We start from the raw sequence: 24,640 nt of genomic DNA, 5'->3' as shown, positions 1-24,640 counted from the left end.
TAAAATACAATCTTATTTCGTTTTACCTAAGCTTCTCTACAAATTATTACAAAATCCAAACCAAACACTGATCACGTAATTGTTTCAAATTCAAAAAGTTAAGAAATACGTTCAGAAGGAATTAAATGCTAAAAACTTCAATAATTGTAAAAGAAATAACTTAGTTCTTAATCTCCCAAAGTATCCATGGTGCTTCCGCAGGTGAGCATCGCTTCGCCGTAATACGGATTTTTAATTTCATCAGAATTGCTTAACCAAATGGCTCCTTGACTATTGTTGGCCATTGGGCAGCGCTGCACAAACAGGTAAGGCTTTATCGCTGTACTGTTCTGTACCAATGGAGTAAGATGCACATTCAAACTGATAAAGTATTCGCGTTGCTCTGCTAAAGCGGAACTATTTGAAATTTTCGCTGCTTGTTCAAAAACAGTAGCCAGGAGGCTCTGAACTTCGGTTGACGAACCGTCTACTTTTAAGGCTTCGATGTCCTCTCTGAAGGTCTCTGATGCTTTTTGCACCTCTTGCTCATCTGATGCTACAAAAGCATCCTTCAGTGCAAAATAGGATGGCAACACCGCGTTTAAGTTTTTCTGAAATGCTTCGGATAACTGAAAGTTGGGTGCTGTTTCTTGTAATTCAGAACCGGTACCTTGATGCATCATTGATTTTTTGCCGCTAAGCTGAGCAGCAGCGTCAACGGTAAACGTGCCATTGGTAACAATTTCGGTGCCGGGCGACAATCCGTTTAGAACTTCATAATAATCCCCAGATTTGGTTCCTAAAGTAACTTCTCGCATTTCAAAAACCGATTGGTCACTTTTAGGTTTCACATATACCAGTGAGCGATCACCCGTCCACAACACCGCGGATGCCGGTACTGTGATCGCACTCGCTTCAGAAGCGCTTCCCATTAGTTTAGTTTCAATAAACATTCCGGGTTTTAATACTTCTTGGGGATTCGTCAAGGTAGCCCGTACCGTCACCGTTCGGGTCGCACTATTGAGCACAGGATCTATGTAGGAGATCTTGGCCTTAAATCGCTGATCTGGATAAGCATTTGTAGTGATCTCCAAATCCTGACCAATTTTAAGCTGATTGATCTGATGCTCATACGCGTCAAATTCTGCCCAAACCGTATTCAGATTGGCTACTTTAAATATAGGATTGCCGTCCATAATATGCGCACCTTCGCTAGCCATCAATTCACGCACGACTCCCGCAACGTGCGCATAGATTGGAAAACGCGTCACCGTATTTCCGGTAGTTTCAATTTCATCTAAAAGTGCATCAGAGATCATCCAGTTTTTAAACTTGTTGCGCACCGCCTCATAGAGTTTTGGCTGTTTATCTTTAAGTTTTGCCGCGGTTACCAATTCTTGCTGAGCAGCGACCAGTTCCGGCGAATAGATAGTCGCCACTTGCTGGCCTCTACGCACTTGTTGCCCCACAGAAGTTACCATCAAACGCTCTACTCTACCGTCAAAATGTGCTGGCTGCGTGGCCACTTGATCATCATTTATGGCTATGGTTCCTGATAATTTCAATTCAGAGGTTATTTCTCCTGAATTGCCCACAACGGTCGTCTGAATATCCGCCAGAGCGATCGCACGCTCAGTCATTCTGAATTGATTGACTGCTAAACCAGCGCTTTCTTGTTGTGTCGGGATCAAATCCATTCCACAAATGGGACAATCTCCGGGTTCATTTCGCAAGATTTGAGGATGCATAGAACAGGTCCAAAGCGCAGTATCCTCACTATGCTCGTGCGTAGGTACTTCTTTCGCTTCTTCCGAAGTATTAAAAAGAAAATACCCAAGCGCCAAACCAAGAACCAATGTCGTTAAACTGAATGCTACAATCTTTTTCATAAAGTAGGTTTTAAATAAACAGCATCACCAGAGCCATTACGATCATCAGCGCATTTTCGATAAAAGTAGCTTCGGTCATAGGCAGTTTTAAAGCAGTACCTAAACAAGCGCAGGTGATCGCTTTTTTGTCCAGCAACGTGCGTGTAACACCAATGGTGGTAATGCCTAAAATGACTAAGGTCAATATAAGTGCAACGGTAATCTGAAACCGCATTAAAAAGCATAAGCCTAGTGCCAATTCGATAAACGGATACACCCAACCGTAGGCCGGGATCGCCTTAGCCAAAGGATCATACATGCTAAAGCTCGCCGGGAAACCTTTAAGGTCTAACAATTTAAAAAAGCTGAATACGATGTAAAACAGCCCCATAAAATCGAGCATCATCGCCTGCCAGTCCCAAGTGTCTTTATGCAATAAAATCGCTGCAGCGATCAAGAATGCAAAAATTAAAAACAAAGGTTTAAGTTGCTGAATTTTGCTCTGTGATGTTTCAGCAGTTAAAGTTTCAAACACATTTGATTTTGGCTGCGTAAGATTCTCCGTTTCTGAGATCTTATATTTTGAAGGCAAGGCTTGCTGAAGGGTTTCCGTAGCAATATGCTTGTGCATCGTGATCTGAGCTTCACCGGCATTTAGATCGACTTTGGCGTGAGCTACATCAGGCACGGCATTCAATTTAGCCTCAACGCCAGATCTGCAACCTTCACACGTCATTCCTGTAATTTTATAAGTATGTGTCATTATATGAATATTAAAATTTGATTATATATGTCATTGGCTTTAGTTAAAAAACTTGATCAATAAACCTGCGGTTAGCCACACATAACAACCTAAAGCTGCATATTTTAAGGTGCGCTCTAAGGTCTTGCTTTTGGGCGCCATTTCTTTCATATGCATCATATCTTTATGTTTAAAAAACCCTAGGTAGAGGAGGTAACCCGAACCTGCCAGAAAAGCCAGATTTAAGAAAAAGGTGTAATTCAGTTTAAAATAAGAGGTGTCTTGAACTTTTACCTGACTGGGATCAGGAAGTAGTTGAAAAGCTTCAAAACCGTAATGCAACAGCAGCGAAGCGCCCACTAAGGAAGTGAACAGTAAAAACAGGATGAATAGAGACATCTTCCAGCCATAATACTTAGCGTTGATTCTCAAAATAGGAAACACCACCAGATCACTGAAAATAAACGCCATCACACCGGCAAAACTCACGCCTTTACCAAAGAGCAAAGCCGCAAGCGGAATGTTACCCATAGATCCTATAAAAGTGATGAATGCAGCGACCGGCCCTACTATTATATGTTCTGAAATCTCAAGAAAACTAAAGTCAGTATTCCCGTCTCCCGAACCTATAAATAGTGTCTGAAACCACGCATCGGGTACAAATGCAGCTACGATACCCGCGATGGTGAAGCCTACGGTCACGTCTTTCCAGACCATTTTCCATTCCATCCCGTACTGTTTGGCCACTTTTGCCCAACTTTCTTCAGATTTTATTTTCTGCTTCCAAGATTTGGAATCTGTATCTGTGTCGTCTTCTTTTTCTCCTAAATTCTTTCGGGCATTCTCAATCAACTTTTTAGGATTGATCAGCCTAATCAAAATCCAACTGAGTAAAATGAGTAACACGCCACCTACATACTCACCTACCACAAATTGCCAACCCAAAAAAATGGAAATAATGATCCCAAGTTCGATGACCAAATTGGTCGAAGCCAGTAAGAAGGCAATACTGGCTACAAAACTCGCTCCTTTTTTAAACAGCGATTTGGTCGAAGCAAGCGCTGCAAAACTGCACGAACTGCTGATAAACCCAAAAAAGGTTCCTAGCAAGACGCCTTTAGTCTCATTGCCGCCCATTGTTTTTTGCATACGCTTTTCGGTGACAAAAATCTGAATCATACTGCTTATGATGTAGCCCAGCGCAAATGCCCACAGCGCCATCCAGAAGAATCCCGCAGTGGTATACGCCGCTTCACCCCATTGTTTTAAAAAATCTGTCATAACGCTAGTTTATTGGGTTATGGTTGCCGTTACCGAACCGCAATTGAGCATTTTAGCTCCAAAATACGGATTGGTCACTGCGGTATCTTTAGCTAGCCAGTCGGCTCCTTTTCCATCAAAAGCCATCGGGCAATGCTGCACGTACAGTGTTCCTGCCTTTATGGTACTTTTAAAATAGGCTTTTGCTCCCGTAGCGAATGCTGCAAACGCCTTGCGCTGTGCCGGCAATTCATCAGTGGTGGCTATTCCTTCAGCTAAAGTCTTGAGTTTTGCATTTCTTTCGTCAAAAATCATTGCAAGTTGGGCTGCTTCTTGTTTTGCTTTTTCTGAATCACTAGCGACTAAAGCCTGCTGAACTTTGGCATAGGCTTCCCAAACGGCATTGGCATTGTTATCTGCAAAGGCAAGCGGCGCATTGTCCACTTTGTTCTCCGGTGCTTTTTCCGAAGCTTTATTTTTTTCACCCATTTCATCAACCTCTTCCTTTTGCATAGGTTGTTCTTCGTGGGCTTCTAATTTGACATCTGTCTCTGAGCTTGATTTTTTATCATTTCCGCAAGAAACTAAGCTTAAGGCCACTACGGCGATACTTATAAAATTTAAGGTCTTTTTCATGGTTTTAGTTATTGGTTAAATAATTGATTAAAGCAGTCTGCTCATAAAAATCTTGAACAGCCTGTATTTGTTTACGTTGAAAGCTCAATTGCAATTCTTGAATATCAAGCACATCATCAAAGTCAATCGTACCGGTCTCATAACTTTTGAGTAAAATAGCTTCAGCATCTTGGGCTTGAGCAATGTTCTGTTGTTGTGCATTAAAGTTAATGCGCGCAGCATTTCTATACTGTTTAGCTTCTGCTAAAAGATTTTCTAAATACTTCAAGCGTTGCTCTTTTTCCGCGGTTATGCGTTGTTGCAGAAGCTCATTTTGACGGGTAACCGACTTATACTTTGAATTGAAAATGGGCACCGAAACCGATACCATTGGCATCACTATATCTTTGCCGTTATCTGCAGGAAATAGATCTGTTCGTTCGCTGACCGGAATGTAATCAAGTCCCACACCCCATTTAGGAGCCGACTCTTGCTGGTTGAGTAATTCGGCTTGGGAGATACTTTTATACCGCGCATCATATTTCAACAGCTCCGGATTGGTTTCAAGCGCATCGATTGAATCGCTAGTTTCCAATTGCGGAATCGTCAAACTATCCACTAGTTGTATCGGAGTCTCCTGAGCCACGTTTAAGATGTTTTTAAACTGAACAGCTGCAGCGCGTTTACGTTCGTCTAAAATGGCGAGTTGTGCGTTGAGTTCGTTTTGGCGCATTTCTAGCTTGAGTACATCTACCACCGAAGCTTCAGCCACCTCAACCGCATTTAGTGCAAGTTCTTTAAAACGGTCTAGCAAGTCCAGATTTTGCTGCACTACTTGTTCTTCTGCATGGATGCCATAAAGTTGATAGTAACTTTGTGCCACCTCAAGGCTAAGCTTTCGCTTTGCGATCACATATTCCAGATATTCATTGTCTGCTAAAGCATTTTGATATTCCTGCCGCTTAGCGATGGTACCAAACCACGGTAACATTTGCTTAACCGAAAAGCGCGCGCGCTGAGCTCCTACTCGGGTTTCAGGAGTTTCAACAAAATATCCTACACCAAATTCAGTATCCGGTAAGCTATTCACTTCATTTACCTGTTCTTGGGCCAAGTCATATCGTAATGCATAGGCTTGAAGCGCGGGGTTTTGAGCTTCTGCTTGTGCGATATATGCACTTAAATCCTGAGCAGGCGCAACAACTGTTGTGCCCAGTAAGATTATGCTTGCTATGATTATTTTATTTTTCATGAGTTCAAGGCTATTTCTTTTTTCCAACTATACAACACCGGTACGATAAAGTACGAGGTAACATCAATGATCATCCCGCCAAATATGGGGATCGCCATTGGAATCATAATGTCACTACCTCTTCCGGTTGACGTGAGTACCGGAAACAACGCTAAAATTGTGGTCACCGTGGTCATCAAACACGGCCTGATACGCTTGTTAGCTGCACGTAGCGTCGCTTGCCGAATTTCCTCCCGATCAGAAGGATTCGTTTTACTAAAAGTCTGCGTTAAGTAGGTGGCCATCACGACGCCATCATCAGTAGCGATCCCAAAGAGCGCGATAAAACCTACCCAAACCGCAACGCTTAGGTTTATGGTTTTCATATTGAACAAATCTCTTAGATTCGCTCCAAAAAACTCAAAATTCAAGAACCACGCTTGACCATACAGCCAAAGCATTATAAAGCCGCCGGCAAATGCCACCGCGATCCCTGTAAAGACCATAAATGAAGTGCTCACCGATTTAAACTGAAAGTAAAGAATTAAGAAAATGATGAGCAATGCCATGGGCACCACAATGGTCAAGGTCTTCTCTGCACGCAACTGATTCTCATACGTTCCTGTAAATTGATAGTTGATGCCCTGCGGAACCACCAATTCCCCGGATTCTATCTTAGACTGAAGCACTGCTTGTGCCTGTTCTACCACATCAACCTCAGCATAACCATCTAGCTTATCAAACAAAACATACCCCACTAAAAAGGTATCTTCACTTTTAATTACTTGCGGTCCCTGCTCGTAGCGTATTTCCACCAGTTCACTGAGAGGTGCCGGATTTCTCGTCGCCACCGGAACATAAATATTCTTTAGATCCTCAGGATGTTCCCGTAGCGCTCTAGGATAACGCACCCGCACCGAATACCGCTCGCGACCTTCTACAGTTTGAGTGATAGGCATTCCGCCCACGGCAACTTCAAGCACTTGCTGCACGTCAGCAATCGCAATACCATAACGCGCAAGCCGGTCTCGTTTAATATCTATAAGCAAATAGGGTTTTCCTACGATTCGATCGGCAAAAACCGCTTCGGCTTTTACGCCTTCAACTTGTTTTAAATGTTTTTCAAGCTGAAAGCCAAACGCTTCAATCTGCTGTAAATTCTGCCCTTTGATCTTAATTCCCATAGGTGCACGCATCCCTATTTGCAGCATTACTAAACGGGTTTCTATAGGTTGAAGTTTTGGTGCCGAAGTCACTCCGGGAAGTTGCGTTACGCGCGCAATCTCCCTCCAGATTGCGTCAGGAGATTGAATCTCTGGACGCCAGTTGCGATAGTACGCACCCGCTTCATCTTCTATTAAATCTTCAGCCGACACCGGAAATTTCATACTAATTTCATCTGCAACCGCTTCGGTCTGCATATTGGGATTATAAGCTTTGCTACCATCTTGTAGCAAAAAATAACCTTGCTCATCCACCTTGTACCGTTGCTTACTTCCGGCTGCGTTCAACATATATTCTGGTTTGTACTGAATAATATTTTCATACATTGACAAAGGCGCGGGATCAAGTGCAGACTCAGCTCTGCCGGCTTTTCCGACAACCGTTTCTATTTCGGGAATACTCGCCACAGCCATATCGAGTTGTTGCAACACCCGTTTATTTTCTTCCACGCCTGCGTGAGGAAGCGAAGTAGGCATCAGCAAGAAAGTTCCTTCGTTGAGTGCCGGCATAAACTCCTTACCCATTTTTGAATAGATCCACGCGCCACTGATCAGTAGGGTCGCCGGCAGGGCAAGAAACAAGAGTCGGTTTGCTAAAGCCCATCTTAAAATACGGTCATAAAACCGTCGTAAAACCCAGAACAGGACAAAAAATGATGTACAAATCAGGGTTACGAACACGAGGTTTATAAAAATGCTTCGGTTGAAACCTAAAGGTCTCCAATAGGTTGCCAACAAAAAGACAATCGCTAAAACGGTAATTGTGATCTCAGCATGTTTAAGGTTTTGAAACGGAAGTTCTTTCGTTTTGCGTAAAAAGTACAGCATTCCAAAAGCGATCAATACAAGTCCCAGCCAAACACCGTAAAACACTGCGATGCTTCCTATAAGAATGAGAAGTGCATAAACTACGTTTTGTGTCGTTGATTTAAATTTTCGTTTTCTAAAAATTAAAGCCGCAAAAGGCGGAATCAAGAAAAGTGCGATGATGAGTGACGCGGTTAGTGCTGCTGTTTTAGTAAACGCCAAGGGGCAGAACAATTTACCCTCTGCACCCATCAATGTAAATACCGGAATAAAACTTATAATGGTAGTGAGCACAGCGGTAACAATAGCGCCCGAAACTTCTGCCGTGGCATTATAGATCAGGGTGTTGTATGACAGTTTTGAGTCATTTTTATCAGCATCTTCTAGATGCCGAATCATATTTTCGGTAAGAATTACCCCTACATCTACCATCGTCCCGATTGCAATAGCGATCCCGGAGAGCGCAACAATATTTGCATCAACCTCAAAAAGCTTCATAGCGATAAAAACCAAAGACCGCCACGGGGAGTAATCCGGAAATTAACAGGGAAGCCCTTAGGTTAAAAAGCATTACGACGATCACAAGAATGGTAATCAGGATTTCCATAGTGAGGGCTTCATCAAGTGTGCCCAAAGTCTCTTCTATTAACTGGGTACGATCGTAAAACGGTACAATGGTAAGCTGAGAGGTTCTGCCATCAGCTAAAGTTTTTGATGGTAAGCCCGCGCTAAGTTCCTTGATCTGTGCCTTTACATTGGTGATGACCTCCATAGGATTAGCACCGTAGCGCGCTACTACTACTCCGCCTACCACCTCAGCACCTTCTTTATCTAAAATTCCGCGGCGTGGTGCCGGCCCCATATGAACGCGAGCCACATCTTTTACACGGATCGACGTATAAGCTTTTGAGGTCACTACGGCATTTTCGATATTTTCAAGAGACTTGATATAACCCAACCCCCGCACCAGATACTCAGCCTTATTGATCTCTAGGGTTTGAGCACCAATTTCTTCATTACTCGACTTCACCGCCTTGACTAGTGCATCAAGACTTATATTGTATTGTTTTAACAGTTCTGGGTTTACGTCAATCTGATATTCCTGTACATACCCTCCTATTGAAGCCACCTCAGCAACACCACCAGCCGAAGCCAGACTGTATTTCACATAATAATCCTGAATGCTGCGCAGTTCTTGTAAATCCCAACCGCCGGTGACGTTTCCGTCTGCATCGCGCCCTTCAAGGGTGTACCAAAAGATTTGTCCTAAACCGGTAGCATCAGGTCCCAAAGACGGATTAACCCCTTCCGGCAGAAGATTTGCAGGAAGTGAATTGAGCTTTTCAAGAATGCGGCTTCGGCTCCAGTAAAATTCGACGTCTTCTTCAAAAATGAGATAGATGCTCGAAAAACCAAACATTGAAGAGCTTCGGATGGTTTTTACTCCGGGAATTCCTAAAAGCGCAGAAGTTAACGGATATGTAATTTGATCTTCAATATCCTGCGGCGACCGCCCTTGCCATTTGGTAAAAACAATTTGCTGATTTTCCCCAAGATCGGGAATTGCATCTACCGCAACGGGAGCTCTCGGAATCCCGGCAATTTCTGAAATACCATCCCAATTGAAGGGTGCCGTGGCGATCCCCCAACCCAAAAAGAGGGCTAAGAGTAAAAAAGCCACTAGCTTATTTTCGATAAAAAATTTGATGCTTTTGTTGAGCATAAAAATGAGGGTATTGTGTGAACGTAAAAGATTCCCAGGCAAACCTGTGAGACACTCGCAACAAATACATTTTAAATTACCGCTATAGCCTTAAGTACATAGCTTTCTAAGGTCACGCCATTAAAATGTATCTGTTAATAACTGAAGTACAGCAGTTTTTTCGCGAATGCGAAAACCTTAAAATTTAGACGAAGAATGTCTAAACAATACCTATCAAATTAAATAAACCTCGTCTAAGGTCTGAATATTCCTAACGAGCTGAGGAGGAGTATACGCCAAGAAGTCTGTTGAAGCAGTGGTTTGCGGAGCTAAGAGCGCCGCATAAGCGTAACAGAAGGTGGTTACAAAAAGCTGTTGCTCTAAAGAAAACGAACTAAAACTAGGCTTCAATTCATTCTGGCCGGCCGCAGAAAACGTTTTGTCTTGACAGCACGACTTTTGAGTGACTTGTTGCTCACAGTCAGTGTTACTCAGCGAACTAGCCATCTGATCCATTCCGCAAGAACTGGCTTTGTTGATCACCGTGTAATCGACTAAAGTTTCGCCACAATAATGCATATTTATAGAAAACGACATTGTGGTACAAACGACCACGAATGCCAGAACTATTGCCATTATTTGTTTTGCTACCTGCTTCATCTTGAATTGCAAAGGTATTAAATAAACGTTTACTGAAGTAGAAATTTTATTCAGCTTGGTTTAGTCCTTTGGCCACGCTTTGTAATAGTCGTGAAGGGTGGTATGGCTTGGTGATATAATCAAAAGCACCCATTAAATATGTTCGCGTTACTATATTTTCATCTAAAATTGAAGACAATACGATAATGGGTAAGGTTGGAAATTCGGTTTTTGACCATTTAATGACGTTCATTCCTGAAGTGAAGGGTAATAATAAGTCGATAATCACTAAGTGGAAGATGCTGCTCTTTAAATTCTCGATGGCTGCGGTTCCATCAGAACATACTCTAGCGGTGTATCCTGCTTTTTCCAAACTATGTACAATGGCTTCAGCAACCTGCTTATTATCTTCAACTACTAGGATATTTTTTTTCATTGGAGTTTATTGTTAAGGCTTTAGAAGTATTCCTATAAATCAGAAAAATCTGCTTTTAGACTCGTTATAATATGTTGATGTTCTTGCAGAAGTTGATGAACAAGATGTTCAATTTCGTCCGGCTGGGCGTGATGTGCGAGATCATCACAAATTTTTGCGGCTTTATAATTCTGAAGCATTTCAAAAGAAGGCTTTACAGCATGCGCCACTTGACCAACTTGCTTAAAATTTTCTGATGCATGATTTTGCGTCAGTTCTTCAATTTGTGGCGGAACGGTTTGTATAAAAATCTTGAGACTTTCTTTAATAAAATCGGTATCACCTTCCGCGAGCTCCTTAAGATAATCGAGTTTATAGTATTTTTCTTCTTCGGCGCCTGCCAACTCTTTAAGCATTAAAAGCTCTTTAATGAAAGCGATATCTTCACATTTAAATGGTTTTGTAATCACTTTTTGCGCTTGTACCGCTATTGCATCTTCCTCTAAGTTTTCTGCAATTACCACTACCGGAGCTGTAAATGCTATTTGATCCTTGAGATAGTTTAACGTTTGCACGGCTCCTAAAGGTTTAGCTGCCTCTTCAAGCACCAAAAGATCTGGCGCACCGGTTTGCTTGATGTATTGAATGGCTCCCATTCCTGAAGTAAAGGCAATGATCTCTACTTCTTTACTAGAAAAATTAGATTTAAATCGTACCTGAGCTTCCAGATCAGCATCAACAAGAATTATATGTTTTTGAGCAGCAGTCAATTTAAAAACGGTATTGCAAGGATTATTTTAAAGTTATCTTTTTTCGTTCTAAAAACGCATTGATCACCGCTTTAATATCTTCCAGAATTAATGGTTTTGAAATATAATCGTCCATACCATACGACAAGCAACGCTCCCGCTCCCCTTTTAGAGCACGAGCGGTTAACGCTATAATAGGTACGCGCTCTTCTTTCGGTTCCAATGCTCTGATTTGTTGCGTAGCTTCATAACCACTTAAAACCGGCATTTGAATATCCATCAATATGATATCAATGTGATTCTTTTTAAAGGCTGCTACAGCCTGCTCGCCATTTTCTACTTCGATTAAATTTGCTTGTGCAGCTATTTTATTTAAGATCGTACGGGTCAAGAACTTATTTACAGGATTATCTTCGGCTACCATTATTGTAAGTTTGTCTTGTAAATCTTCAATAGCGTCAAAGTCGACTTTTTGAGCAAACTGATCGTTACTAAAACCTAGGCTATCCATAGTTTCAAAAAGAACTTTGCGCAAAACAGGCTTCACTAATTTATTATGAACACCAAGTTTTTTACAGCGATCATTTATGGTTTGATCCTCTTCTGAGCTGTGCAGCAACACGATAGGCAAGCGCTCTTGGGTTACCTTTAGATCTGTTCTAATATGCTCAATTAAATCAAGACCATTTAGGTACGGCATAGCATAATCAATGAGCGCCAAGTCAAAATCAGTGTCCTTTTGCAAAATTTCTAACGCATCAATTCCGTTTGCCGCCTGAATCGTTTTTATCTTTCGGCTGGCGAGTAATTCAGCGATAATCACTCGATTATTTTGGTTATCATCTACCACCAAAACTCTCTTCAATTCTTGAGAATATAAAGTAGCACGTTCTGTTTTAGCCTCAATGGCAAAATTAACTCTAAAGGAGAATGTGGTACCACTTCCCAATTCACTAGAAACTTCAAGCTTACTGTGCATCAACTCAAGCAGTCTATTACTGATGGTAAGTCCTAATCCTGTTCCCCCGTACTTGCGGGTTGTAGAAGCATCCCCTTGATTAAAGGCATCAAAAATCTCTTTTACGTTCTGAGGCGCAATACCAATACCGGTGTCGCGCAAAGAAAAAGTAAAACGTTTAGTATTTGGATCATCAGGGATATCCTGCGCTTGAACTTTTAATTCTATTTCACCTTTGTGCGTAAACTTCACTGCATTGCTCAACAAGTTGATGAGTATCTGACGTAACCGCAACCCATCGGCGAGGATATATTCTTCAATTTTAGTTGAAATATTGAGCAGCACTTCAAGGTTTTTCTGATGCGCCTGATGCCTGATCATTTCCACAGAACGAGCACAGAGGTCTGCAATGTTTACGCGCTCTTCACTCAAGTTAAGTTTACCGGATTCAATCTTTGAAAAATCGAGAATATCATTAAGTAAATCGAGCAACGAAACGGCAGAAGAATATATGGTCTCTACATATTTGGTCTGATTTTGATCAAGCTTAGACTGCATTAAAATATCAGTAAACCCTATTACTCCGTTTAAAGGAGTACGGATTTCGTGACTCATATTTGCTAAAAATTCTGACTTAAATTGATTAGCCTGCTCTGCTCGCTCTTTAGCTTGCAGCAAGGAGGTTTCCATTGCTTTTAAAGCCGAAATATCTGTAGAGATCTTCAGATAACCCTTAGGTTCTCCTTTTTCATTTTTTATAGGGGTAACAATAAGTTGCACAGGAAGTTTGTCGCCGTTCTTTTTGATGTAATTCCACTCGTTAGATTCAATTTTACCTTTACCTAATTTAAATGTGAACACATCTTCTATAGCTACCTTTTCCCCATACTCTTCTTCCAGTTGCTTAGCATAGGCTTCCACTTCTTCCTTTACATAAAAAACTTCAGGGTACAACTTACCAATGACTTCATCTGCTTTGTATCCCAAAAGGTTTTCAGCTCCTTTATTAAACCTTTTAATACGATGGTTCCGGTCGGTTTCCACAATGATGATCTGAGATGTCGCTTCTAGTAAAGCTTGATGATCTAGTAAACTTTCTTCTAAAGCTCTTTTATCAGCCTTAGATTCGGTTAGATCAACAACTTGTCCTATAATAGAATAAATGTTTCCTTCACGATCATAAAGCGCAGATACGGTTAGCACACACTCAACTATGCTCCCATTTTTATGTATATAGCGTTTATCTACTTGATAGGTAGAAATATCTTTAGCTACCAGTTTTTTAAGAAGCTCCTGATCCTTAAACAGATCTTCAGGATGTGTGAAATCGGCAAAAGTTAATTGTAAAAACTCTTCCTTGGTGTAGCCGATAATTTCAGCCAAATTTTTATTGATATTCTTCCAATTTCCCTCAAGATCTACAAGAGCCATTCCGTTAGGAGAGTATTCAAAAATACGTTTAAAGCGATAGGCATGTTCTAAGGCATTGCGTTCTAGTTTTTTCTTTTTAGTAATATCCTCTACCTGAGTTATGATTAAGCGATTTTCAGAATTTATTTCTTTTACTAAAGAGCAGGTAATATTACACCATAAACTTCGGCCTGATGTATGCCAGAATTCAGCCTCAAAATTGTAACTATCTATTTCTCCTGCGAGTAATCGATCGCGCTCTAATAAAGCTTTAGCTAAATATTCTTTTTTTATTACATTTTTGATGGTATACGATTTAACCTCTTCGGCAGTGAGTTTGGTTAAACCAAAAATTTCTTTAGCAACTGCATTGGTTTGCTGTATCGTATTGGATCCATCAATTAATATAATTCCCAATGCAGAATTTTCAAAAACCTTTTGAAAACGCTGTTCTGTAGTGATGATAGATTGCTCCTGTTGCTTTTGCTGTGTAATATCCTGAAACGCACCATATACCCGCACACAAGTATCGTTTTTGAATTCAGCTTTCATAAAAGCACGAACCCATTTTTCCTGACCTGTGGCCGTAATTATTATATACTCTCCATCATTAGAAATGCCTTGCTCCACACATTTATCAAAGGCCTCCATAATACGATCTCTACTCCACCCTTCTTTATAGAAGGCTATAGCAGTTTCCAATTGAGGAAAATAATCTGTTGGCACATCATGTATCGCTTTAGTAACATTAGTCCACTTTACGGTTTTTGAAGCTATATCGACCTCCCAACCACCTACCAGAGCCAATCTATTAGTTTCTTCATAGATCTCATTAAATTTTTGTAACTCACGGATCTTATCGCAATCTAGCTTTGGAGCTTTTCTGCCCTCCTCTTCATTAAAAAAGCGAATAAGGAGATGCCTCTGACCATTAGAATCGGTATGCCGCAAATGTTGTCCGGTTATTCGCTGCTTCGCTCCTTTACTATTTCTAAAATAAAAATCATGATTAGCTTGATCAACGCTTGTTTGCCTAATTGTAGTGAGCAGTTGCAAACTTTCCTGAGGTATTACATACTCCCATAAATCTATCGGAGCGTGGACTGTTGAAGAGGTGTAACCCATTGCCGCCCAAAAGGAAGGGCTCACAAAGTAGTCAGCTTGAGTATGAAGTTCTGAATAAAAAATTCCTAGGCTAGGTTGACTGTGTAGCCATTCGGAAAGTTCATAACTTTCTGAACATAATTTATGAAACTTCTGCGCTAACGCGGTATTTGTAATCATTTGAACTGAGTTGGGAAGATCTAATGCACAAAAATTACGCGCATTCGTCCTGCATTAAAAATACGGGAATTAAGCACACCAAAATGCAGATTTTTAAAATTACTTATATAATTTTATGAACTTCTAATTTTTGCAGTATATCCGGCAAAATCACAATCATCTTGTACAAGTAACAACTCATTGAATAGTTCTAAACCAACTTCCTCTTTATGGGAAACATAAAGCACGCTGGTACTACCGGAAGCTGCAATTTTATTGATTAAGGAAACGATCAAAGCCGCTCCGGTGTCGTTTAGTGCGGCAGTGGGTTCATCTAAGATCAATAACGGCGGATGTTTTATCATCGCCCTGGCGATTAAAATCAGTCGTTTTTGAACTTCGTTTAACGTTCTGAAACGGGCTCCGCTCAACTGTTTTAGCCCAAGAAGTGCCAACCATTCTTCAGCACGCGCTTGTTCTAAAGTTGTGGGTTTTTGATATAAACCAACGCTATCATACAATCCCGAAATGATCATACTTTGCACATCGTGCATTCCGTCAAAACGCTCCGTCATTGCTGAAGTGAAATAGCCTATTTTCTGTTTGATTTCCCAAACCGTCTCTCCGCTTCCTTTTTTCTTTCCAAAAAGGTATAATTCTTTACCATAACCTTTGGTACTGTCGCCGGTTACCATAGATAGCAAGGTAGTTTTACCGGCTCCGTTAGGACCTTTTAAATGCCATGAGGTCCCGCGATTTACCGTCCACGTGATATCCTTCAACACCGGTTTTTCATCAAAAGAAACGGAAACATTTTTAAATGAAATAAGTTCGTCTGGCACATTCTCAAAAGCCTCTAAAGGCTCTGGCAATTTATGTTCGTGATTTATGGAAACCGAAGTATGCTGTTCTGTAACTAAATCTACCTTTACAAATTGGCCCTCTTGATACGTTAAGCCTACCGTGCAACACGGAAGCACCTCATCGCTTCTGCGAAAAAGCTGAATCAATACGGTGCTTTTAGCTAATTCTTGTAATTCTTTTTTTAATGATGCCACGCGTTGTATATCAAGAGCATCAAAAGGATTGTCTAATATTAGAAAGTCGGGATTCTGCGCAAGTTGGTACGCTAGCAACAAGCGTTTACGTTCTCCGCTGGATTTTGTTTTTAGAAGGTCTCCATCTTTAGTCAGTACGGAATTACCGTGACGGTATTCTTCGTCTAAATACGCGTCGAGTGTATGATTAGAAAACACCAAACCAAACGCCCCTGCTTCTTCTTTCAGCCACGCTTGATCTTTTAATTCGTTAAGTTGTTGTTTGCTCAAGGGAGCATTAGAAGTAGCTATCGCATAATGAGTTTGTTTATTAGTATGGGTCATCGCAATATTTTAGTGTTGGGATTCTAGAATAATTTTGCCTATGTGGTCACTATCTTCCATAAGTTGATGGGCTTGAGCAGCCTCTTCAAGAGGGTACACGCGGTACACTTCTGGTTTAATTTCGCCTGAAGCTAGTAGTGGCCAAACTGTCTGCGCAACCTCTTCTGCAATCTGTTTCTTGACGGAAATAGATTGCGGTTTTAATAAGCTCCCGGTTATTATGAGTTGTTTGCTCATCACCGTCCATAAATTAATAGAAGGCGTTAAGCTTTTCATTCCGTTGATATATACAAGCCGACCATTTTTCTGCAGTATATTCAAGTTTTTCTGGGTGTAATCACCGCCAACCATATCCAGAATCACATCGATTTTCTCTTCGCTAAAAGCCTGTTCAAAGTCCGTTTCCTTATAACTAATCACCTTAGCCAAGGCGTGTTTTTCAATAAACTGAACTTTCTCCTGAGTTCCTACAGTGGTATACGTTTGTAAGCCTAAAGCTTTGGCGATTTGCAACCCCATAACTCCAATTCCGCTTGTGCCGCCGTGAATGAGTAAACCTTCGCCTTTTACCGCTTTGGCCTGCTGAAACACATTAAACCAAACTGTAAAAACCACTTCAGGAAGTGCTGCTGCTTCTATAAAACTTAAACCTTTAGGTATTGGAAGACATAAACGAGCATCAACGTGAATGTGGGTCGCATAGCCACCACCGGCAACCAAAGCGCATACGGCATCACCAATTTTAAAATTTTCAACCGAAGCACCTACAGCGGTGATCGTTCCTGAAACCTCTAATCCCGGTATTTGTGCTTTAGGAATATCGCCGCCATACGCATCAGGATTCTGACGGGTAAGAATATCACTGCGGTTGACGCCAGAAGCTTTCACCGCAATACGCACCTCATTAGGTTCTAATACAGGGAACTCCAGATCTTGCAGCTGCAAAACTTCGGGGCCTCCTGCTTGAGTTATATAAATCGCTTTCATAGTTTTTAAGTAAACTTGAGTGACCTCTACCAGGTATTTGTTGAGATCAAATTTTTAATTTAGATACATCCCGATAGCTGTTGGGACGGAGTACTAAACCCTTTGACGGTGCCAATAAAAAAACCCTTTTCAGTCGAAAAGGGTTTTTGATGAATTTTTATACTATTAGATATGTAATGCTCTATCTTCAGTAGCTGCGAGCGCCGCTTCTTTTACTGCTTCGGCATAAGTAGGATGTGCGTGAGACATAATCGCTATATCTTCGGCACTAGCACGGAATTCCATAGCAGTTACACCTTCAGCAATCAAATCGGCTACACGAGCGCCCACCATGTGAACCCCTAGCACCTCATCCGTTTCTTTATCTGCAAGAATTTTTACAAAACCATCAATATCACCAGAAGCTCTAGAGCGCCCTAATGCACGCATAGGGAATTGACCAGATTTATAAGCCGTACCCGCTTCTTTCAATTGCTCTTCAGTTTTACCTACAGAAGCAACTTCAGGCCAAGTATATACCACTCCCGGAATCAAATTATAATCGATATGCGGTTTTTGACCAGCTAAAGTTTCTGCTACAAACACGCCTTCTTCTTCCGCCTTATGTGCTAGCATCGCGCCACGCACGACATCACCGATCGCATAGATATTATCAACAGAAGTCTGCAAATGTTCGTTGACTTCCACTCGACCACGATCGTCTGTTTTAAGACCAACCGCATCAAGATTCAACCCGTCTGTATAGGCTTTACGTCCCACAGAAACCAAGACATAATCCCCTTTAAATTCTACTTCTTTGTCTTTTTTATCGGTCGCTTTTACGATCACCTCGTCACCATTGCGCTCTACAGCGCTCACTTTATGTGAAGTATTGATCGTCATTTTTGACTTCTTAAGCACTTTGGTCAATTCTTTACTTTGCGCGCCATCCATAGTTGGGATGATACGGTCTAAATATTCAACCACAGTTACTTCAGAACCTAAGCGTTTATAAACTTGGCCCAATTCAAGGCCAATTACACCACCGCCAATAACGATAAGATGTTTCGGTATTTCTTTAAGTTTTAAGGCCTCGGTTGACGTTATGATACGCTCCTTATCGATGTCAATAAATGGAAGACTTGCAGGTTTACTTCCGGTCGCGATAATGGTATGTTTTGCTTCAATCTCCACATCATCACCTTCCGCTACTGCGATATGTATATGGGTTTTATCCTTAAAACTACCTACACCCTGATAAGTATCGATCTTGTTCTTGCTCATCAAAAACTCGATTCCCTTAGTAGTTTGCTCCACTACGGAAGCTTTACGCCCCATCATTTTCTCTAAATTGATCTTTACCTCTCCCGGGATCTCGATCCCGTGCTCTTCAAAATGCTTAACCGCATCCTCATAATGGTGCGAAGAATCTAACAAGGCTTTAGATGGAATACAACCTACATTTAGGCAGGTACCGCCCATAGTTGCATATTTCTCAATGATTGCTGTTTTAAGACCCAACTGGGCGCAGCGAATGGCAGCCACATAACCTCCGGGACCGGAACCAATGACCGCAACGTCGTATGTACTCATAATACTGATTTCTGTTTAAGAAGTATAAAGGTACGACAGTTAAAAAGGGTGTGCAATTGTAGTTTTAAAAATCAATGACAGAAAATGTGAATTCTAGATCGATATCCGCTTTTTGTGTATTACCATTATCACTGTCCCCTATATTGACTTTAAAACCTGTAGTTTCACGATCATAATACGTGATACCGGGATCGTCATAAGATGTACCGCCACAATTACCACCGCAATCAATATTTGCTAAATTAATTACATAATTGGCAGAAGCTCTCGCAGATGTAAATGTAACTTGATAGTCTCCTAAATTAAGTCTTGTCACCGTTGCTCCAGTAATTTTGATGGCTGTTCCATTTGCCTGAACTAATCCAGCAGCAACAATTTGGGGAATACCAGATATAGATTGCCAACTTGCATTACCATTAGCATCAGATGTAAGCACTTTACCTGCTCCTTCTGTACCATCATTTATTCGTATTGAACCATTGTTGACGTGCAACTTTCGTTGTGGAGTACTGGTTCCTATACCTACGCTATTATCTGAAGCTCCGAGAATAACCGTTTTCTGTTGACTTGCAATAGCTCCTTTACCTATTGCCGTAGCTCCGGAGGCAGATGCTGTAGCTCCCGTTCCAAAAGCTGAACTATTCAATGCTGTTGCACTGGCTCCTTGACCTACCGCTGTTGTGTTACTCGCGCTAGAATTTGCCAGTCTTCCGATGGCAATAGCATCGTCACTAGATGCATTTGTTAGCTTTCCTAAGGCAATAGCAGATGTATTACTCGCTCTTGCTTCTGTTCCTAAAGCATAAGCATCATCTCCTGTACTTTCGGCATTGTTACCTATAGCAACTGCACTAGCCTTGTTAGTATACGTGTCATAACCCAAGGCAATAGACTGTGCACCTTGAGCATCAGAAAGTCGACCAATTGCAGTAGCATTTATTTCGCTCGTGTAACTTTCTGCACCCAAAGCTATTGAATAATCACCTTGAGCGTCTGCAGAATACCCAACTGCTAAGCCAAAAGCTTTATTTGTATAAGCATCATCGCCAATAGCAAGAGAATTAGTTGCCGTTGCTACAGTCGAGTAACCAATGGCAACAGTATTCAACGCATTCCCTTCTGCACGATCACCAATTGCTACGGAAGAAATCCCTCTTGCTTTAGTCTCATAACCTACAGCAGTCGCATTATCTGCAGTCGCATCTGAATTATAACCTAAAGAGGTGGTATTTATAGCAGTTGCATACGCTTGACTACCTAATGCCGTTGCATTTGCTTTATCTGCTCTACTGTTGTACCCTATAGCTAAGGTATTATCTGCATCCTTTGCATAGGATCCCTTTCCTACAGCGATACCATTAAGCGAATTAGACGTTGCATCAGTACCGACTACAACATTATCTGAATTTGAAGAAGTTGAATTATATCCGATTGCAATATTTTTAGAACCGCTCTTAGCTTCGGCATCATATCCCAAAGCAATTGCATATTCATTACTGCCCTTAGCTATATTTCCGATGGCAATCGAACTTACTCCACCCGCGGCCACTGCTTCATTACCTATTGCTAAGGTATGATCATAATCTTTTGCTTTGGCTTGATTACCTATTGCAATGCCGTTATTACGGTTTGTCAATGTTGATGTCCCTATTGAAATAGCATTTTGACTAGCGGAATTTGAAGCATTTCCGATCGCAATAGCATTGTTTGCACTTGTTAATGCATTGTATCCAAAAGCTGTAGATTGATATGATGAAGATGCTCCATAACCCAAAGCAACCGATTGGTTTCCTGTGTTGATAGCTCCTAAACCAATAGCAATTCCCTGGTAGATAGATTTTGAGTTCTTGCCTAATGCAATTGATTCATTCCCTGAGGCATTAGCTCCCATCCCTAAAGATATAGCCTCATATACAGCCTTGGCGTCTTTACCTATTGCGAATGAATTATTATCTGTAGCCAACGCTCCGACACCAATCTGCACTGCTCCATTAGTCGCAAATCGACCAATTCCTACATTATTTACTCTAAAATTCAGCGGCTGCCCATCGGTAGTACCCAAAAAATTTGTCGAAGAATTTGTACCACTATTCCCTGTCAATGCCCAATTATTACCTGAAGATGCTGCAGCTTTCATCGCCGTCCACGTACTTCCATTCCAATAATAATAGCCCACACCGTTTCCTCCGGTTACTGAAGCGTTTGTGTTGTAGATCATCAAACCATTGGCATTGGTATTTACACCATCAATGCTGCTATTTGAAACCGAGTTTAAACTTATTCGAGGAGCGATGAATCCTTTAGCGCTTGACGATAAATCTAAAATACTTGAAGGGTCTGGTGAAGTTGTCCCAATTCCTACCTGTGCTGATGCAACAAAATGAACACAAAGAAAAACGAACGAGAGTATGAGTTTTTTCATAAAATTTTGATTGAGGCGTTGCAAAAATAATCGTTAAATCAATTTAGTCAACTGCTAAACAGCTATTTAACACAAGTAAAAAACAATTCTCACAAAACAACACTTAATCGATTAAATATGCTTTTTATCGGAATGTATTCTTTTAGCATAGCACTGTGTGTTTTGATAGTGATCAAAATACTTTTTAACTATATTCTACAGAATGTTTATTATTGTAAGCATCTTAAAAAACACTTATGAGCAATCAGGATCAGGATCCAAAAAATCAAGAAATTGTAGAAAACAGAGAATTATCTATATGGGAGGCTTTAATTCCTATTATAGCTCTTGTTGGGATGCTGGCATACAATGTATTTGTTTTTGGTGATGATGCGCTCAGCGGTTCTAATCAGTTTATCTTGCTATTGGGAGCAGCCGTAGCCGCCTTAGTTGGGATTTTTAATAAAACTTCTTTTGATACGATGATGGAAGAAGTTGCGCAAAATATTAAATCTACCGCAGGCGCCATTTTAATCCTCTTAATGGTAGGTGCCCTTGCAGGAACTTGGCTCATTAGCGGGATCATCCCTACAATGATTTATTACGGACTCCAAATTTTAAATCCGTCTATATTTTTAGCCGCTTGTGTTGTGATCTGTGCAATCATATCGGTGGCCACCGGAAGCAGTTGGACGACCTCTGCTACCGTAGGTATTGCATTAATAGGTATTGCTAATGCTTTAGGTATCTCTTTAGGAATGACAGCCGGAGCTATTTTATCTGGAGCGTATTTTGGAGATAAACTTTCGCCTTTAAGTGACACGACAAACCTTGCTCCCGCAATGGCAGGAACAGATTTGTTCACGCACATTCAATATATGTTGTTTACCACTGTGCCTACGGTGACTATAACATTAATCGTATTTATCATCATTGGCTTTAATATAGAGACTAGCGGTGACGCCGATACCTCATTGATTTTGACGGCTATTGATGACGCATTTACTATTAGTCCGTGGCTTTTTCTGGTTCCTGCGATCGTCATTTTTATGATCGTTAAAAAGACCTCTCCGCTTATTGCGCTATTGATTGGAACACTTTTAGGCGGAATTGCCGCTCTTATTTTTCAGCCGGAAATCGTTGCCACTCTAGGCGGTAGCGAAACCTTAAGCCTAGAAAGCGGATATAAAGGAATAATGAATGCCATTACTGTAGATACGGCTATAGAAACGACTAATGAAAATCTCAATGATTTGTTCGCCGCAAGCGGGATGGCAGGTATGCTGGGCACCATCTGGCTCATCATTTGTGCAATGACCTTTGGCGGCGTGATGGATGCCATAGGAGCATTGGCACGTATTAGTAAATTTATGTTGAATCTCTTTGAAAGCACCTTTGGACTTTTTGCCAGTACGGTGGCTACGTGTATAGGTCTCAACGCTACTGCGAGTGATCAATATCTTGCGATTGTCGTTCCCGGAAAAATGTATGCTAAAGCATATAAAGACAAAGGTCTGGCTCCTGAAAATTTAAGCCGAACCCTAGAAGATAGCGGTACAGTAACTTCGGTCTTAGTGCCTTACAACACTTGTGGCGCCTACCAAAGTGGTGTTTTAGGAGTTTCGGTGGCTGATTATTTTGTTTACGCGATCTTCAATTGGCTGAGTCCGTTTATGACCTTAATTTTTGCAGCTTTCCGTATCAAAATCCGCAGTTTAAAAGAGGCTAAAGCTTCCTAAACTGTTAAATTTAATAGCTACGGAAATTAGTTGAAAACACTGCGTTATCAACCTCGCAAAATAGCTTCAGATATATTAGTATTTTGACAGTTTCCACTACTAAAATTTAGCACAATCCTAAAAAAATAGATTTCCTCTACTAAGCATAAGCATTTCTTATACTGAAATAATTTGTTTGCATTTATATCTTGTAAATACTGGTTTTTCCCTGCTATTTTTGCAGTAGAAATAAATCATTAAAAACAAACAATATGACATTAGTAGGTAAAGAATTTCCAAATCTTGCAGTTGATGCTATGAACGAGATGGGAGATACTTTTAAAGTAAACATCCTTGAAGAAGCAAAGAGCAAAAACAAAAAAGTATTGCTTTTCTGGTATCCAAAAGATTTTACATTCGTATGCCCTACAGAGCTTCACGCTTTTCAGGCTGCTATGGATGAATTTGAAAAGCGCAACACTATTGTTATTGGTGCTTCTTGCGATACTCCAGAAGTACACTTTGCTTGGTTAAACACTCCTAAAGATAACGGTGGTATTGAAGGTGTAACGTATCCAATTCTTGCAGACACTAACCGTAACTTGGCAAACCGCCTTGGTATTCTTGATGTGACTAACGAGCGTTATGATGAAGAAAGCGGTGTATTAACTGTTGACGGTGATAACGTAACCTATAGAGCTACCTATTTGATCGACGAAGAAGGTACTGTTTTTCACGAAGGTGTAAATCATATGCCGGTAGGTCGTAACGTAAAAGAATTTTTACGCTTAATTGACGCCTATGCACACGTACAGAAAAACGGTGAAGTATGTCCTGCAAACTGGGAAGAAGGTAAAGACGCAATGAATGCTAACCGTGATGGTGTTGCTTCTTACTTAGCATCAAATTAATTTCTTTCACCCAACTTCATTTTTTAAAGAAATTAATCACCTTAAAATTCAATTCTTATGATTCAAGAACTTGATCAAGACAACCTTTCAGAATTAGTTAGCGATAACGAGACTGTTGTGGTTCAATATATGGCAAGCTGGTGTGGAAACTGCAGGTTGATGAAGCCTAAATTCAAAAAGCTGGCTTCAGAAAATGAAAATGCTAAGTTTTACTTAGTAGACGCAGAGAAATATCCGGAAAGCCGAAAATTGGCAACGGTAGACAACCTACCCACTTTTGCCACGTTTAAAAACGGAGCTTTTGTTAATCAGGTACAAACCAACAAGTTTGAAAACCTAAAAGAACTCGTAGATGAAGTTACCAGTAATTAAACATTTACAGAAAAATAACAGTGCAGAAGCTTTACAAAACACTATCGATGTGTTAGAATCTTTTACCGAGCACCGCTCGTGTACAGATAATGATATGGATGTTGTTGGTGAATTGATCACCAACCTTTGTGGAGCTGTAGAAATGCACCAAATGATAGCTGATGGAATGTCTGAACGTGATGCAGCAAACGGTTTTGCGCAAAAAGTTCTAGGTTCTATCGACAGATAAATTGCCATTGGGTACGCCCATCTGTATAGATTGGCTCACGAGACACATGTTTAAAATCTTCTTGATTAGCATTCATGTCTCTATATATTACCCGTAGGCGATGCCAATAAATAATGTAGATTAGATTTTTTTATTGAAAAGAGTCCTTAAGTCAGTTGATTTGAGGACTTTTTTTATGCACGGAAACCAAATTATGCCCTCATAGCT

At 40.8% G+C, this 24,640-nt stretch carries 17 protein-coding genes and 1 pseudogene; 4 read left to right on the top strand and 14 right to left on the bottom strand.

Features of this window, described 5'->3' with window-relative positions; all coding sequences use genetic code 11:
- Positions 1-167 precede the first annotated feature (167 nt).
- The 14 genes and pseudogenes from HCN54_RS04605 to HCN54_RS04540 all read right to left on the bottom strand — a co-directional run bounded on the left by HCN54_RS04605 (position 168) and on the right by HCN54_RS04540 (position 21,224).
- On the bottom strand, positions 168-1,868 hold the full coding sequence (locus HCN54_RS04605; protein ID WP_167596738.1) for an efflux RND transporter periplasmic adaptor subunit: 1,701 nt from the start codon (positions 1,866-1,868) through the stop codon (positions 168-170).
- A 10-nt stretch (positions 1,869-1,878) separates the two neighbouring features.
- The gene (locus HCN54_RS04600; protein WP_167596737.1) at positions 1,879-2,610 is read right to left on the bottom strand and encodes a heavy metal translocating P-type ATPase; all 732 of its coding nucleotides are present in this window, start codon (positions 2,608-2,610) and stop codon (positions 1,879-1,881) included.
- Between the two features lie 39 nt (positions 2,611-2,649).
- Positions 2,650-3,870, bottom strand: a complete 1,221-nt coding sequence (locus HCN54_RS04595; protein ID WP_167596736.1) for a permease — start codon at positions 3,868-3,870, stop codon at positions 2,650-2,652.
- Between the two features lie 9 nt (positions 3,871-3,879).
- On the bottom strand, positions 3,880-4,485 hold the full coding sequence (locus HCN54_RS04590) for a DUF3347 domain-containing protein (RefSeq protein WP_167596735.1): 606 nt from the start codon (positions 4,483-4,485) through the stop codon (positions 3,880-3,882).
- 4 nt (positions 4,486-4,489) lie between these two features.
- On the bottom strand, positions 4,490-5,716 hold the full coding sequence (locus HCN54_RS04585) for a TolC family protein (protein ID WP_167596734.1): 1,227 nt from the start codon (positions 5,714-5,716) through the stop codon (positions 4,490-4,492).
- A pseudogene (locus tag HCN54_RS04580) lies at positions 5,713-9,448 on the bottom strand (efflux RND transporter permease subunit). The gene HCN54_RS04585 and the pseudogene HCN54_RS04580 overlap by 4 nt, the downstream one beginning before the upstream one ends.
- Positions 9,449-9,661: 213 nt before the next feature.
- Positions 9,662-10,063, bottom strand: a complete 402-nt coding sequence (locus tag HCN54_RS04575; RefSeq protein ID WP_167596733.1) for an HYC_CC_PP family protein — start codon at positions 10,061-10,063, stop codon at positions 9,662-9,664.
- A gap of 70 nt (positions 10,064-10,133) precedes the next feature.
- Positions 10,134-10,502, bottom strand: coding sequence for a response regulator (locus tag HCN54_RS04570; protein ID WP_167596732.1), 369 nt, complete (start codon positions 10,500-10,502; stop codon positions 10,134-10,136).
- Between the two features lie 32 nt (positions 10,503-10,534).
- Positions 10,535-11,251, bottom strand: coding sequence for an Hpt domain-containing protein (locus tag HCN54_RS04565; protein WP_167596731.1), 717 nt, complete (start codon positions 11,249-11,251; stop codon positions 10,535-10,537).
- 22 nt (positions 11,252-11,273) lie between these two features.
- Positions 11,274-14,882, bottom strand: a complete 3,609-nt coding sequence (locus HCN54_RS04560) for a PAS domain S-box protein (RefSeq protein WP_167596730.1) — start codon at positions 14,880-14,882, stop codon at positions 11,274-11,276.
- Positions 14,883-14,995: 113 nt separating this feature from the next.
- The gene (locus HCN54_RS04555; RefSeq protein WP_167596729.1) at positions 14,996-16,243 is read right to left on the bottom strand and encodes an ATP-binding cassette domain-containing protein; all 1,248 of its coding nucleotides are present in this window, start codon (positions 16,241-16,243) and stop codon (positions 14,996-14,998) included.
- 9 nt (positions 16,244-16,252) lie between these two features.
- Positions 16,253-17,230: an NAD(P)H-quinone oxidoreductase gene (locus tag HCN54_RS04550; RefSeq protein WP_167596728.1), complete on the bottom strand. Its 978-nt coding sequence runs from the start codon at positions 17,228-17,230 to the stop codon at positions 16,253-16,255.
- 165 nt (positions 17,231-17,395) lie between these two features.
- Positions 17,396-18,802, bottom strand: a complete 1,407-nt coding sequence (gene lpdA, locus HCN54_RS04545) for a dihydrolipoyl dehydrogenase (RefSeq protein ID WP_167596727.1) — start codon at positions 18,800-18,802, stop codon at positions 17,396-17,398.
- Between the two features lie 64 nt (positions 18,803-18,866).
- Positions 18,867-21,224 carry a hypothetical protein gene (locus HCN54_RS04540; protein ID WP_167596726.1) on the bottom strand — a complete coding sequence of 786 codons (2,358 nt, stop codon included), beginning with the start codon at positions 21,222-21,224 and terminating at the stop codon, positions 18,867-18,869.
- Positions 21,225-21,460: 236 nt separating this feature from the next.
- On the opposite strand from HCN54_RS04540, the gene nhaC reads away from it, so the two are divergent.
- From nhaC to HCN54_RS04520, 4 genes are all read left to right on the top strand, one after another.
- Complete coding sequence (nhaC, locus tag HCN54_RS04535; protein WP_167596725.1) at positions 21,461-22,942, top strand: Na+/H+ antiporter NhaC; 1,482 nt, start codon at positions 21,461-21,463, stop codon at positions 22,940-22,942.
- A gap of 251 nt (positions 22,943-23,193) precedes the next feature.
- Positions 23,194-23,832, top strand: a complete 639-nt coding sequence (locus tag HCN54_RS04530) for a peroxiredoxin (RefSeq protein WP_072982709.1) — start codon at positions 23,194-23,196, stop codon at positions 23,830-23,832.
- A gap of 57 nt (positions 23,833-23,889) precedes the next feature.
- The gene (locus HCN54_RS04525) at positions 23,890-24,204 is read left to right on the top strand and encodes a thioredoxin family protein (RefSeq protein ID WP_167596724.1); all 315 of its coding nucleotides are present in this window, start codon (positions 23,890-23,892) and stop codon (positions 24,202-24,204) included.
- The gene (locus HCN54_RS04520) at positions 24,185-24,433 is read left to right on the top strand and encodes a DUF6952 family protein (RefSeq protein WP_009779762.1); all 249 of its coding nucleotides are present in this window, start codon (positions 24,185-24,187) and stop codon (positions 24,431-24,433) included. The genes HCN54_RS04525 and HCN54_RS04520 overlap by 20 nt, the downstream gene beginning before the upstream one ends.
- Positions 24,434-24,640 lie beyond the last annotated feature (207 nt).

The organism is Leeuwenhoekiella sp. ZYFB001 (assembly GCF_011784865.1).
Classification (GTDB): domain Bacteria; phylum Bacteroidota; class Bacteroidia; order Flavobacteriales; family Flavobacteriaceae; genus Leeuwenhoekiella; species Leeuwenhoekiella palythoae.
Note: the sequence above shows the minus strand (reverse complement) of the source record. Positions and strands in the feature narration are given on the sequence as shown.

Bases quoted from the DNA above. Each gene is read 5' to 3' on its own strand.
- HCN54_RS04605 (WP_167596738.1), bottom strand. From the start codon at position 1,868: ATGAAAAAGATTGTAGCATTCAGTTTAACGACATTGGTTCTTGGTTTG.
- HCN54_RS04600 (WP_167596737.1), bottom strand. From the start codon at position 2,610: ATGACACATACTTATAAAATTACAGGAATGACGTGTGAAGGTTGCAGA.
- HCN54_RS04595 (WP_167596736.1), bottom strand. From the start codon at position 3,870: ATGACAGATTTTTTAAAACAATGGGGTGAAGCGGCGTATACCACTGCG.
- HCN54_RS04590 (WP_167596735.1), bottom strand. From the start codon at position 4,485: ATGAAAAAGACCTTAAATTTTATAAGTATCGCCGTAGTGGCCTTAAGC.
- HCN54_RS04585 (WP_167596734.1), bottom strand. From the start codon at position 5,716: ATGAAAAATAAAATAATCATAGCAAGCATAATCTTACTGGGCACAACA.
- HCN54_RS04575 (WP_167596733.1), bottom strand. From the start codon at position 10,063: ATGGCAATAGTTCTGGCATTCGTGGTCGTTTGTACCACAATGTCGTTT.
- HCN54_RS04570 (WP_167596732.1), bottom strand. From the start codon at position 10,502: ATGAAAAAAAATATCCTAGTAGTTGAAGATAATAAGCAGGTTGCTGAA.
- HCN54_RS04560 (WP_167596730.1), bottom strand. From the start codon at position 14,882: ATGATTACAAATACCGCGTTAGCGCAGAAGTTTCATAAATTATGTTCA.
- HCN54_RS04555 (WP_167596729.1), bottom strand. From the start codon at position 16,243: ATGACCCATACTAATAAACAAACTCATTATGCGATAGCTACTTCTAAT.
- HCN54_RS04550 (WP_167596728.1), bottom strand. From the start codon at position 17,230: ATGAAAGCGATTTATATAACTCAAGCAGGAGGCCCCGAAGTTTTGCAG.
- lpdA (WP_167596727.1), bottom strand. From the start codon at position 18,802: ATGAGTACATACGACGTTGCGGTCATTGGTTCCGGTCCCGGAGGTTAT.
- HCN54_RS04540 (WP_167596726.1), bottom strand. From the start codon at position 21,224: ATGAAAAAACTCATACTCTCGTTCGTTTTTCTTTGTGTTCATTTTGTT.
- nhaC (WP_167596725.1), top strand. From the start codon at position 21,461: ATGAGCAATCAGGATCAGGATCCAAAAAATCAAGAAATTGTAGAAAAC.
- HCN54_RS04530 (WP_072982709.1), top strand. From the start codon at position 23,194: ATGACATTAGTAGGTAAAGAATTTCCAAATCTTGCAGTTGATGCTATG.
- HCN54_RS04525 (WP_167596724.1), top strand. From the start codon at position 23,890: ATGATTCAAGAACTTGATCAAGACAACCTTTCAGAATTAGTTAGCGAT.
- HCN54_RS04520 (WP_009779762.1), top strand. From the start codon at position 24,185: ATGAAGTTACCAGTAATTAAACATTTACAGAAAAATAACAGTGCAGAA.